Below are 12,715 nucleotides of genomic sequence, written 5' to 3' on the forward strand. Positions count from 1 at the left end.
TCACGATTTTACTACAAAAGCACATCAAAGCAGTAGCAGTAGATGCAACTAAATCTTTGCTTGCTTGTTTGTACTCCCCGTCGAATATAGGCATTTATTCATTAAAGTGTAAGCTCTGGATCACAGTTTTTTTCTATTTCATTGATAGGTCATCAGTCAATAAGCTTTTATACTCAAGGTCGCTGTTACAAGATCAGCAACCTAGGTATACTCACAGTCATTTTTTTAAACCGTAATATCATGGCTTGCGATAGCGAACCATGACAACAGAGTAAAGTAAATGCATCAATATATTGAATTTTTAACAAGTAACCCTGTTTTATCATTGGCTTGGATTGGTATTGTTATCGCACTAATTAGCATGATGGTAAAAGAGAAAAATGCTAAATATAAAACAATTGGCATTAATGAAGCGACGGCATTAGTCAATAACGAAGAGGGCGTATTCCTTGATATTCGTAGCCGTGATGAGTTCCGTAAAGGTCATATTGTAGGTTCAGTTCACATTTTACCAAGTCAAATCCAACGTCAAAACACCCCAGAGCTTGAAAAACACAAAGCTGCCCCAATTATTGTTATATGTAAGACGGGTCAAGTAGCGCAAGAGACTGCAAACCAACTAAGTAAAGATGGTTTTACTAACGTTAACGTTTTAAAAGACGGTCTTATTGCTTGGAATGAAGCTAACTTACCGCTTGTTGCAAGCAAGAAAAAATAATTTTATTCGATGTGATTTTGCAGTGTTATGAATGTGAAATGACGATCTAAATTGATGCAGCCTGTGGAATGCACAGTTGCTAGTATAATTAATAACTCGTGGTAGCGAGTATTTATAAAGGACTCCAAAAATGGCTGAAGCAGCAAATACCGAAGCACAACAAAACTTCCAAATTCAACGCGTATTCCTAAAAGATGTGTCTTTTGAAGCGCCAAATTCACCAGACGTTTTCCAAAAAGAATGGAATCCTGATGTGAAATTGGATCTTGATACTCAAAGCCGTGAATTAGCTGAAGGTGTATATGAAGTGGTACTTCGTCTAACTGTAACGGTTAAGAACGAAGAAGAAAATGCATTCCTATGTGAAGTACAACAAGGTGGTATTTTCACTGTTGCTGGTATGGAAGCGCCACAACTAGCACATTGTCTAGGTGCGTTCTGCCCGAATATCCTATTCCCATATGCACGTGAAACAATCTCTAGCCTAGTGGTTAAAGGTACGTTCCCACAATTGAACCTAGCACCAGTAAACTTTGATGCTTTATTCATGAACTACTTAGAAAACCAAGCTGAAGCAAATACTGCTAATTCAGAAGCTTAATTTGTAAAAGTGACCAATATAATGAACGTTAATAATACGATTTCGATGGCAGTGTTAGGCGCTGGATCTTACGGGACAGCATTAGCAATTGCATTAGCCAGAAATGGTGCCAATGTCATTTTGTGGGGCCATGAGCCGCACCATATGGCGCAATTGGAAATCGATCGTGCCAATGAAGCGTTTCTTCCTGGGGTAAGCTTTCCTGAGTCGTTAATTTTAACGTCAGACTTGCAAGCAGCCATTCAAGGTAGTCGTGATGTGTTAGTTGTTGTACCAAGCCATGTTTTTGGTGGCGTATTAGCACAAATTAAACCTTTCTTGCGTCCAGATTCTCGTATCTGTTGGGCAACGAAGGGATTAGAACCTGATACAGGGCGTCTACTTAAAGATGTTGCAGTTGAGGTGTTGGGTGATCAAATACCACTTGCGGTATTGTCTGGACCAACTTTTGCGAAAGAGTTAGCTGCAGGTATGCCTACTGCGATTGCTGTTTCTTCACCTGATACTGATTTTGTGGCTGATTTACAACAAAAAATTCATTGTGATAAGACATTCCGTGTTTATAGCAACAGTGATTTTATTGGAATGCAGCTGGGCGGCGCAGTTAAAAATGTGATCGCGATTGGTGCAGGAATGTCTGATGGTATTGGCTTTGGTGCCAATGCCCGTACGGCGTTAATTACCCGTGGTTTAGCTGAAATGTGCCGTTTGGGAGCCGCGCTTGGTGCGCAACCAGAAACCTTTATGGGAATGGCAGGTTTGGGTGATTTAGTTTTGACATGTACTGATAATCAGTCCCGTAATCGCCGCTTTGGTTTAGCGCTCGGTCATGGCTGTAGTGTTGAACAAGCTCAGCAAGATATTGGTCAAGTAGTAGAAGGTTATCGTAATACCAAAGAAGTGTGGTTATTAGCACAACGCCATCAGGTTGAAATGCCAATTACCGAACAAATTTATCAAGTACTTTATCTTGGTAAAGACGCTCGAGAAGCAGCAAAAGATTTACTCGCACGTGAGAAAAAGTACGAATAAAGTTGCTTGTTCAGGGTGATAACTGATATCTATAAAATAACGCGAGCTTAGGCTCGCGTTATTTTTTATAACTGTACTAAAATACAATAACGTTCAGTATTTTTGATTGTGTAACGTATACCCTATTAAAGCGCCGATTAATTGATGATTAATGATGGCATTGGTTTGATTAATATAAAGAAGTGGAACCGAGGGACTCGTGAAGGAATGTCAGCAATATCAGTTATGGTTAGAGATCGAGCAAGAAGCACGACAACAAGCCGAACAAGAACCTATGCTTGCCAGTTTTTATCATGCCACAATTATTAAGCATGAAAATTTAGCGTCAGCATTGAGTTATATCTTAGCCAATAAACTGGCAACACCCTCGATGCCAGCAATGGCAGTACGTGAGGTAATAGAAGAAGCATTCGTTAGTGATAGTAATATTGTTGAAGCTGCCGCTTGTGATATTCGTGCGGTTGTAGAGCGTGATCCCGCCATTAATGCTTACTCTATTCCATTACTTTACCTTAAAGGTTGTCATGCTTTGCAGGGGTATCGCGTAGCCAATTGGCTATGGAAGCAAAACCGTAAAGCACTCGCGGTATATTTACAAAACCAAATATCCGTGGCTTGTCAGGTTGATGTTCACCCAGCAGCACAGATCGGTTGTGGCATCATGTTTGACCATGCGACTGGAATCGTGATCGGTGAAACCACGGTGATTGAAGATGAAGTATCGATTTTGCAAGATGTGACGTTAGGCGGTACTGGTAAAGAAAGTGGTGATCGTCACCCTAAAATTCGTCAAGGGGTAATGATCGGTGCCGGAGCTAAAGTACTGGGTAACATTGAAGTTGGTGCTGGGGCTAAAATTGGTGCATGCTCGGTGGTATTAGAACCAGTACCACCACATACGACGGTTGCTGGTGTGCCCGCAATTATTGTTGGTCGTCCTAAAACGGCAAAGCCTGCAACTGAGATGGATCAACAGTTTAATGGCAGTGATGACGTATTTAATCATATTGACTAAGTGATAATGATTAATTTATAAGTCATTAATATCATGAATAAAAAAGGCGATCGAATGATCGCCTTTTTGGTGCTCATTGATTAAAAATACTAAATAGAGCCATTAAAATCTAATTGACGCCATGCTTCAAACGCAATAATCGCGACAGCATTTGAAAGATTTAAGCTGCGGCTATCGGGTTGCATTGGAATACGAAGTCGTTGTTCCAATGGTAGGCTGGCAATAAATTCAGCGGGTAAGCCACGAGTTTCAGGACCAAAAAGTAACACATCACCTTCGCCAAATTTCGCATTAACATGGTAGTTAGTGGTTTTAGTCGTACAAGCAAAAATACGACGTCCCGCCATCGCTTCCATAAATGCATCAAAGTTTTTATGGCGGTAAACATGGGTTAGATCGTGATAGTCTAAACCTGCCCGACGTAATTTCTTTTCTTCTAAATCAAATCCAAGTGGCTCAATTAAATGTAAGTTGGCACCACAATTAGCACTAAGGCGAATAATATTGCCAGTGTTGGGGGCGATTTCAGGTTCATATAACGCAATATCAAACATAGTTATTCAGCTTCATTTGGTGCAAAAAGAGGTCATATTGTGACAAGCGTAACGGCAACAAGCAATCATCTTTATACGTAAGGTTAACCTTGTGTCTTAACGGGCTAACGGTAGTGTCATACTGATCCGTAAACCACCTAATGGACTTGATGTTGCTTTGATATTGCCACTATGCTGCCGTAATGCACTTTCTGTTATCGCTAATCCTAAGCCCGTTCCACCACTACTACGATCGCGGGCAGTTGAAACGCGATAAAAGGGCCTAAAAATATCATCAAGTTCATCATTAGGCACACCTTCACCATTATCATCAATGGTGATCAGTAATTGCTGTTGTTGAGGCGTAAAGGTAACTTCAATAACGTTATTGCCATATTTAATTGCATTACGAATAACGTTTTCTAAGGCACTGATTAATAAATTTGGGTTGCCTTTTAATGGCCAAGCTTGAAGTTGATTATAGGTTAATGTTTTATGGTGTTGTTCTGCTTCAAAGCGGGCATCTTCCAACATTTCATACCATAAGCTGTGACTGTCGATGATTTGTTGTTGTTGATGACTATTGACCTGCATACGAGATAGCTCTAATAGCTCACTGATCATTTTTTCTAATCGTTCTGCTTCAGTATCAATGCGGGATAGTTCGTTACTTTGACCTTGTTTGCGTTGTGCTAAAGCTGTCGCCATACGCAATCGCGTTAAGGGGGAGCGTAATTCATGTGAAATATCAGATAACAACCGTTGTTGACCGCTAATAATATTGTTAAGTGCATCAACCATTTGATTAAAACTGGCCCCCGCTTGTTTAAACTCTTGAGGCCCTTGTTCTAAGGTCGGATCCGCTTCAAATTCTCCGCGGGCTACCCGTTCAGCGGCTTGTTGTAAGCGTCGTGCTGGACGGGTGACAGCCCATGCCAGCCATAATAAAAAAGGCGTACTGACTAACATCGTAAATAATAATAATTTAAAGGGTTTATCCATTATTTGAACGAAGAAGGGCGGAGAGCCGCGCCATACTTGACCACGATACATATACAATGATTGTTGTTCAGTGGTGATCTCAAATGGACCCGCAATGAGCCAGCGTCCATAAAGTCGTTGTTGAGGTTTACTTGGATTATCGGCAATCGTAATAAAATTACGCAGCGCTTTAGTGTGTTTTTGTGGCGCAATAATATCGCCATCAATGGTTGTAAAATAAAGTTGACTACGATGGTTATCTCGGCGATGCGTCAGGGTTTTTATTCGTGTAATAAGGCTAGTATGACTTGATGGCGAGGGGGTATTTAAACGTTGATTGATTTGCTCTGCTTGAGATTGAAAACGCACTAATTGATGATCAGGTATCGTTTGTACTGAGCGTGGATCATATTGAAACATCAAGACGAGAGTGATGACGACCACTAATAATGTGGTCCAGAATATAGCGAAAATACGCCCATAAAGGTGAGTAAACCCGGGGATTTTCATTAGATAGCCTCAATTAATAAATAACCTTTACCACGCAAGGTTTTTATTAGCGGTTTGCCATCGCTACGCATGGGTAATTTTTTACGTAAATTTGAAACGTGCATATCTATTGCGCGATCAAATTGAGCAAAACGTTTTCCAAGTACTTCAAGGCTTAACTCTTCTTTTGCAATAATCTTACCTGGGTGTTGAACAAAATAGCTTAGAAGTGCGAATTCGGTACCCGTCATTTCAATCGGCTGTTGATTGTATAGTACTTCTTGTCGACCAGGATAAATGGTGAGATCTTGATAGGTAAGGCATTCACTGTGATTGGCTTTTGTTTCGGTATTTGGTTGAGTACGTCTTAGCACCGCTCGCATACGTGCCAGTAATTCACGATCACTAAAGGGTTTCGGTAAATAATCATCAGCACCAAGTTCAAGTCCGAGTACGCGATCAATTTCATCACCTTTAGCGGTTAACATCATCACCGGAGTGGTATGTTTTTCTCGTAAACGGCGTAACATTTCGGTGCCATTCATTTTTGGCATCATCACATCAAGTAAGATTAAATCAATACTGTTGTCGATTTTTGCTAGCCCTTCAAGACCATTATTCGCTTCTTCTACCTCAAACCCTTCTAGTTCAAGAATATCTTTAAGAAGTGCGGTTAGTTCTATATCGTCATCAACTAAGAGAATTTTTGCCATAATGGTGTCCTGAAATGCAAAGGTGGTTACTCAATCAAGTTGGCTTAGTATCGCTAATCTTTGCTGGTACGCCAAGTTAAGCTGCATTAGCTTTACGCTAGTTTACATTTGCTAGACAGCATTTTACTTTCCAGCCGTTATGATAACTACCAAGCCATATACGATGGCAATTTATTCAATGATAGTGCTGGAGAAACAACGATGAAAATATTTAATAAAACACTTGTTATCGCAATGGCATTGCCATTAGCACTGGGTTCTATGTCTGCATTTGCAGGTCAAGATCATCAAGATCACCAAGGCCGAATGATGAAAGGTCATCATGGTGGCAAAATTTTTAGTCAGTTAGATCTTACTGCTGCCCAACAACAAGAAATGAAAACGTTACGCCAAGCGAATCGTAGCGAGCATCAAGCACAGCGAGTAGAGAATCATAAAACGATGTTGGCTGAGCGTCAGCAATTAGATAAGTTGGTATTAGCGAGTAATTTTGATGAATCAGCAGTACGTGCCATTGCTGAAAAGATGTCACAGCAACAGGTTGAACGCCGTGTGGCAATGCTAGAACAACGTCATAAGATGCTTAATATTTTGACGCCAGAGCAGAAGCAGAAATATGCTGAACTACAGCAACAACGAGCTGAAAAGCATTTAATGCGATTAGAGGCTAAAAATAGTCACTAAACATCAATAGATAAGCGTTCGACGCCATCCATTAGCCATAGTCTTTACTGTGGCTTTTTTTGTTTTTGATATTAAGTTTATTATTCGGTGATTTTTTTAAGATCTTTACTCTGAAATGGCCTCAGAATAAAGCAGTGATTGTATTTTTATGGTAGGTTTCGTTATTAATTTTTATCATAAAACAGCTATACTGCGTGATATTAGCTATTGTCTACATTTCTACAACCATTAACGGTACCCGCGATTGTTAGTTATGATTGGTTTATTCAAAAAATTATTACAATAATCATGATGACGGATGATAAGTATCGATGACGGGGAAGTGATGTGCTAGCGTGATATGAATCAACAAAATATTCCATTTAAATTGTAATACTTCTACATAAGTAGGAAAATTTCAGTTTTCACGAACACAGTCTGATAAGTATTGATTGTGATATCGAGAAGGGGAACCTCGGTATGTCGTGTTGGATTTGATTTTTCAATTCCCAAAGTCAGAGGGTAACCATGATTAAGAAGATTGGTGTTTTGACCAGTGGTGGTGACGCACCTGGTATGAATGCAGCGGTTCGCGGCGTAGTTCGTGCAGCGTTGACAGAAGATCTAGAAGTTTACGGTATTTTTGATGGCTACCATGGCCTATACAATAACCGCATTGAAAAACTTGATCGTCAAAGTGTATCCGATGTAATTAACAAAGGCGGTACATTTTTAGGTTCAGCTCGTTTTCCTGAATTCCGTGAAGTGGAAATTCGTGAAAAAGCGATTGAGAATCTGAAATTGCACGGTATTGATGCATTGGTTGTTATCGGTGGCGACGGCTCATACATGGGTGCGAAGAAGCTAACTGAAATGGGTTACCCTTGTATTGGTATTCCAGGTACGATTGATAATGATGTTGCAGGTACTGATTATACTATCGGTTACATGACAGCAATGAACACTGTTATCGACGCTATTGACCGTCTACGTGATACGTCATCTTCTCATCAGCGTATTTCAATTGTTGAAGTAATGGGTCGCCATTGTGGTGATCTAACACTAATGTCTGCGATTGCTGGTGGTTGTGAGTACATCATTACCCCTGAAACTGGTCTTGATAAAGATCAACTGATTGCGCATATCAATCGAGGTATCGCGAAAGGCAAGAAACACGCAATTATCGCTATCACTGAATTAATGACAGATGTTAACGCACTGGCTAAATTCATTGAAGCTGAAACTGGCCGTGAGACTCGTGCAACAGTATTAGGCCATATTCAACGTGGTGGTCAGCCTGATGCATTTGACCGTGTATTAGCATCTCGTATGGGTGCATATGCGGTTGAGCTACTACAGCAAGGTGAAGGCGGTCGTTGCGTTGGTATTCAATGCGAAAAACTGGTTCACCATGACATTATCGATGCGATTGAAAATATGCGTCGTCCAGTACGTAACGATTTATATGAGTTGGCTGAAAAGCTGTTCTAAAATTACGTTATAAAGATACTGAAATCATTAAGGTCGATATTTATATCGGCCTTTTTTTATCGGGTGATTTTTTTGATGCTGTACTTTATTTGCGATAATAAAAAGGCCACCCGTAGGTGTAATGCTGATCAGTTAAGCCCAAAATGATCAGTTGAACGATCCTGTAGATGTGTAAAAATCCAAGTGTATTTAATGCACTTGGATTTTTTTATGTTTTTAAGACAAGCACTTGAACAGATACATGCCTTCTCAGCTGATAAATTAAACGGCTTATCAGACTTACTTTGTCCAACACTTATTGACCAATGCCTTCTAGATACAGGTGTTACAACTATTCGAAAACGAAGATTACCAATGGAGTTAATGGTTTGGAGTGTCGTTGGTATGTCACTTTATCGACATTTGTCGATGAGCAAAGTGGTGTCTCAATTAGACATCCTATTACCAGGAAAAAAGCCATTTGTTGCCCCAAGTGCTGTGATTCATGCTCGTAAGAAATTAGGGCATGAACCAGTAGAAGCTGTCTTTAATAAAACACAACAGTTGTGGCATGAGAAAACACCTCATCCGGATTGGCATGGTCTCACATTGCATGCTGTCGATGGTGTTGTCTGGCGTACGCCAGACACAAAAGAAAATGACCAAGCATTTTCAAGAACAGGCAATAAAACAACAACATCCGATTATCCTCAAGTGCGTATGGTTTGCCATATGGAACTAACTAGCCACCTTTTAAATAGCGCTGCATTTGATTCTGTTTCTGTCAGTGAGGTTGATTTAACAGCCCAACTCATTGAAAAAGCGCCAGATCATAGTCTAACGCTGTTTGATCGTGGTTTTTACGCCTTAGGCTTACTGCATAAATGGCAAAGTACGGGGCAAGAAAGGCATTGGCTTATCCCATTACGTAAAGGCGCCCAATACAAAACGTTAAGAAAGCTAGGTAAAGGCCAAGAACTCATAGAGTTAACCTTGTCGCCACAAGCTCGAAAAAAGTGGATTGATGCGCCCGTGACAATGGAAGCACGCTTAGTGACAACCACGATCAAAGGTCGCGAAGTGAAATTATTAACGTCAATGACCGATCCCAAACGTTATATAGGCGCTGATATTGCAGAGCTTTATAGCCACCGTTGGGAGATTGAGCTGGGTTACCGAGAAATGAAACAATATATGTTACAAGGAACGATAACGTTAAGAAGCAAAACGCCAGCGCTAGTGACTCAAGAATTATGGGGAATGTTATTAGCTTATAACTTGTTACGGTTCATGATGTGCCAAATGGCATACTCATTAAAAAGTGTCATGCCGTATCAAATAGGCTTTAAGCAAGCCTCGATATTCTTAACAAGCCAACTTCAACTATTACCAGCGGTTGCAGCTGGTCGGTATCCTGAAATATTGAGATATATACTTGATATGGCAGAAAGCTTTGTACTACCAGAAAGGCAGGAAAGAAGTTATCCAAGGGCAGTAAAGAAAAGGCCTAGTCGCTATGCGACTAGGCCTTCAAGGAAGCGTAAATTATCTTAATTCACATGCATTACACCCGTAGGTGGCCTTGATTTCATCAATCATTAAGAAAGATTATTTTTTTGCTTCAGCTGCTGCTTTAGCGATAGCTGCAAAGCTTTTCGCGTCAAGTGCTGCACCGCCAACTAGAGCACCATCGATGTCTGGTTGTGCGAAGTAAGCTGCAGCATTTTCAGGCTTAACAGAACCGCCGTATTGGATAACAACGTTCTTAGCAACTGCTTCAGATTTCTCTGCAATGTGAGCACGGATTGCTGCGTGAATGCGTTGTGCATCTTCAGCTGTAGCTGCTTTACCAGTACCGATAGCCCAGATTGGTTCGTAAGCGATGATAGCACCTTCAAGAGCTTCAACGCCTTGAGTGTTGATTACAGCGTCAATTTGACGTGCACAAACAGCCATTGTTTCGCCAGCTTCGTTTTGTGCGTCAGTTTCGCCGATACAAAGAACAGGTGTTAAACCATTTTCTTTTAGGAATGCGAATTTCTTAGCAACAAATTCGTCTGACTCGTGGTGGTATTCACGACGCTCAGAGTGACCGATGATGATATGAGTAGCACCAAATTCTTTCAGCATAGCTGGAGACATGTCGCCAGTGAATGCACCGCTGTTATGTAGGTCAGAGTTTTGAGCACCTAGGATGATTGCGCTGCCAGCGTCAGTCAGTGTACGCTCTGCAAGATCAATGAAAAGTGCTGGTGGAGCAACTGCAACGTCTACGCCTGTAACACCTTCAAGTTCAGCGTTAAGACCGTTTAGTAGAGCAACAACCATTTCTTTGCTGCCGTTTAGTTTCCAGTTACCCATAACTACAGGATGGCGCATAGTTTTTCTCCAAATTTAAATGACGTAATTAACTTAACTACGTAAAAATATACCAGTCGGAACTGAATTTTTACTGTTCAAAATCATTAATGTGCTTGGTTGTACCCTTTTCGAGACAAAAAGTGAACTACAAATAGAAAAATATTTCAATATATGCAGTTTTTTGTCGTTTTTTTGTAACGTATTGGCGGAATATGCTACCAAGGGTATCCAATGATTTTGTCATTTTAATGGCAGTATTTTTGCTTGTTGTGGTGGCGATTGTGATTGGAGTGCTTGATTGAAACGTTGTAATTGACGTTGTAATTCTTGCTGCAACAAAATGTTGCGATGGAGTGGGTTTTTAGCGTGGTTAATGAGGCGATCGATATGGCTTTGTTGTGCCTGTAATCGAGGTTGCATACTTGGGTTGGCTTGGGCAATGGTTTGGTCAATTAACCGTTGGCGTAATAATGCAAACTGGTGGGGATCGGTGGTAGCCAGTTGTACCAGTTGGTCGAAGTCAGGCAGTGAGTGCATCCGCTATTCCTTGATTTAGGATCTATCATAATGATAGTTGCTAGCCGCGATGGTGTTCTTATTATGGTTGAGATTGAGCCTGACGCTTCAGGCTCAATGAGGTGCAATATAGGGTAGAATAAGGATTACCAGTAGTGTTCCATGGTAATTTGTCCTGGTTTACGACGCAGGTTTTTAGTTAACCCTTTCGCTTCAAGTACCGCTTTAGTATCACGTACCATTTGTGGATTACCACAGAGCATAACTTGGCTATTTTCAGGGGTCAGGTATAAACCTACGTGACGTTCTAATAATCCATCAGCAATCGCTTGTGGTATGCGCCCTGTCAAACATAATGGGGCTGGTTCGCGGCTAACAAATGGTTGCACAATAAGCTGATCACCATATTGTTGTTTGAGGGCACTGATTTCAGCTTGATAACTAAGATCGGCAGCATAACGTACCGCATGGATCACAATAATCTTACGGTATTTATGCCAAACCTCTTTTTGCCCTAAAATTGACAAATAAGGCCCAATTGCTGTTCCGGTTGCAAACAGCCATAAGTGCTGACCCGTCGGCACTTCATCGAGGGTAAAAAAGCCACTGGCCCGTGCTGATATTTGAACGGTATCGCCAGTTTGTAATGCATGCAAGCGTGGCGACAGCAAACCATCAGCAACGCGAGTGGCATAAATTTCAATGTCAGAATCTTGAGGTGGGTTTACAAACGAGTAGGCGCGTTGGATCAAATTATCACCGATCATTATGCCAAGTTTAGTAAATTGTCCCGCTTTAAACGGTTCAATGTTCGCGCGTAGCGATAAACTGAATAAATCTTGGTTCCAGTGACGGTTAGCAATAACTTGTGCAGGGATCCAATCAGCCATAGTGGCCTCCTCGTTATTTGGATGTTATTCGATAAGCACAGCGCCTTTGGCCTGTAATAATGTGTTCTTGACGTTGAATATGTGTCTGCTCGCCTAATAGTTGTTGGAAAATAGCCAGCTCAGAGTGGCAAAGTGATGGGCAGCGAGTTGCAGCAAGACAAATAGGGCAATGATTTTCAATTAATAAAAAGCCGTTTTCGTCACTGGTAAGCTCAGCCATATAGCCATCATGTTGACGTAACTCTGTAAGTGCGACGAGTTTACTTTTTAAATCAGGGCAATCAGCAATGGCTGCTTGGTAATGAGTTAATGTTTGTTGTTCTCGTTTTTCAATGATGGCTTGTAGCCCTTGCTGACCAAATAAATCACTGACGGCTTCTAGGGTTTGTACGGCAAGTTCGCCATGATGATTACTAAATTGTTGGTGGCCTTGAGATGTAAGTTGCCAATGGCGCGTTGGGCGGCCGACTTTGACTTTTACATCATAAGCATCCACTAAGCCTTGTTCTTCCATCGATTGTAGATGTTGACGAATACCCATGGTGGTTAACTGAAATTTATCAGCTAATACTTTGGCTGTAACGGGACCATCATATTTGATGTGATAGAGGATTTTTTCAATAGTTTTCATAATCAGTCATCATTGTTGCTCTTGTTATATTATGGGATCAGCTTATTAAATAAAGCAATATCTTTACAATATAATAATGAGTTAAACGTAGGACTTCTTAGG

The 12,715-nt window shown here is 40.9% G+C and carries 14 protein-coding genes; 7 read left to right on the top strand and 7 right to left on the bottom strand.

Features of this window, described 5'->3' with window-relative positions; genetic code table 11:
• The first annotated feature begins 280 nt into the window (after positions 1-280).
• The 4 genes from ACJZU6_RS02555 (at position 281) to cysE (ending at position 3,366) form a co-directional block, all read left to right on the top strand.
• Positions 281-718, top strand: a complete 438-nt coding sequence (locus ACJZU6_RS02555) for a rhodanese-like domain-containing protein (RefSeq protein ID WP_080158786.1) — start codon at positions 281-283, stop codon at positions 716-718.
• Between the two features lie 130 nt (positions 719-848).
• Positions 849-1,319, top strand: coding sequence for a protein-export chaperone SecB (gene secB, locus ACJZU6_RS02560; RefSeq protein WP_060997786.1), 471 nt, complete (start codon positions 849-851; stop codon positions 1,317-1,319).
• A gap of 21 nt (positions 1,320-1,340) precedes the next feature.
• Complete coding sequence (gene gpsA / locus ACJZU6_RS02565; protein ID WP_107276020.1) at positions 1,341-2,351, top strand: NAD(P)H-dependent glycerol-3-phosphate dehydrogenase; 1,011 nt, start codon at positions 1,341-1,343, stop codon at positions 2,349-2,351.
• 199 nt (positions 2,352-2,550) lie between these two features.
• Positions 2,551-3,366, top strand: coding sequence for a serine O-acetyltransferase (gene cysE / locus ACJZU6_RS02570; RefSeq protein WP_080158785.1), 816 nt, complete (start codon positions 2,551-2,553; stop codon positions 3,364-3,366).
• 89 nt (positions 3,367-3,455) lie between these two features.
• Here cysE and ACJZU6_RS02575 read toward each other — a convergent pair whose 3' ends face one another.
• From ACJZU6_RS02575 to ACJZU6_RS02585, 3 genes are all read right to left on the bottom strand, one after another.
• On the bottom strand, positions 3,456-3,920 hold the full coding sequence (locus tag ACJZU6_RS02575; RefSeq protein WP_080158784.1) for a tRNA (cytidine(34)-2'-O)-methyltransferase: 465 nt from the start codon (positions 3,918-3,920) through the stop codon (positions 3,456-3,458).
• Positions 3,921-4,016: 96 nt separating this feature from the next.
• The gene (cpxA, locus tag ACJZU6_RS02580; RefSeq protein ID WP_080158783.1) at positions 4,017-5,390 is read right to left on the bottom strand and encodes an envelope stress sensor histidine kinase CpxA; all 1,374 of its coding nucleotides are present in this window, start codon (positions 5,388-5,390) and stop codon (positions 4,017-4,019) included.
• Positions 5,390-6,082: a response regulator gene (locus ACJZU6_RS02585; protein WP_408900603.1), complete on the bottom strand. Its 693-nt coding sequence runs from the start codon at positions 6,080-6,082 to the stop codon at positions 5,390-5,392. The genes cpxA and ACJZU6_RS02585 overlap by 1 nt, the downstream gene beginning before the upstream one ends.
• A 201-nt stretch (positions 6,083-6,283) precedes the next feature.
• On the opposite strand from ACJZU6_RS02585, the gene ACJZU6_RS02590 reads away from it, so the two are divergent.
• The 3 genes from ACJZU6_RS02590 to ACJZU6_RS02600 all read left to right on the top strand — a co-directional run bounded on the left by ACJZU6_RS02590 (position 6,284) and on the right by ACJZU6_RS02600 (position 9,769).
• Positions 6,284-6,766, top strand: coding sequence for a CpxP family protein (locus tag ACJZU6_RS02590; protein WP_080158781.1), 483 nt, complete (start codon positions 6,284-6,286; stop codon positions 6,764-6,766).
• Between the two features lie 507 nt (positions 6,767-7,273).
• Entirely contained in the window at positions 7,274-8,236 is a 963-nt protein-coding gene (gene pfkA, locus ACJZU6_RS02595; protein WP_080158780.1) for a 6-phosphofructokinase, read from the top strand.
• 210 nt (positions 8,237-8,446) lie between these two features.
• Positions 8,447-9,769, top strand: coding sequence for an IS4 family transposase (locus ACJZU6_RS02600; protein WP_408900531.1), 1,323 nt, complete (start codon positions 8,447-8,449; stop codon positions 9,767-9,769).
• A gap of 54 nt (positions 9,770-9,823) precedes the next feature.
• Here ACJZU6_RS02600 and tpiA read toward each other — a convergent pair whose 3' ends face one another.
• The 4 genes from tpiA to ACJZU6_RS02620 all read right to left on the bottom strand — a co-directional run bounded on the left by tpiA (position 9,824) and on the right by ACJZU6_RS02620 (position 12,613).
• Positions 9,824-10,594: a triose-phosphate isomerase gene (gene tpiA, locus ACJZU6_RS02605; RefSeq protein ID WP_080158779.1), complete on the bottom strand. Its 771-nt coding sequence runs from the start codon at positions 10,592-10,594 to the stop codon at positions 9,824-9,826.
• Positions 10,595-10,816: 222 nt separating this feature from the next.
• Positions 10,817-11,113, bottom strand: a complete 297-nt coding sequence (locus ACJZU6_RS02610; RefSeq protein WP_080158778.1) for a DUF3135 domain-containing protein — start codon at positions 11,111-11,113, stop codon at positions 10,817-10,819.
• A 125-nt stretch (positions 11,114-11,238) separates the two neighbouring features.
• Complete coding sequence (locus ACJZU6_RS02615; protein ID WP_080158777.1) at positions 11,239-11,982, bottom strand: ferredoxin--NADP reductase; 744 nt, start codon at positions 11,980-11,982, stop codon at positions 11,239-11,241.
• 13 nt (positions 11,983-11,995) lie between these two features.
• Positions 11,996-12,613: a metalloregulator ArsR/SmtB family transcription factor gene (locus ACJZU6_RS02620; RefSeq protein WP_080158776.1), complete on the bottom strand. Its 618-nt coding sequence runs from the start codon at positions 12,611-12,613 to the stop codon at positions 11,996-11,998.
• Positions 12,614-12,715 lie beyond the last annotated feature (102 nt).

Origin of the sequence: Photobacterium piscicola (genome assembly GCF_046058925.1) — a bacterium.
Classification (GTDB): Bacteria; Pseudomonadota; Gammaproteobacteria; order Enterobacterales; family Vibrionaceae; genus Photobacterium; species Photobacterium piscicola.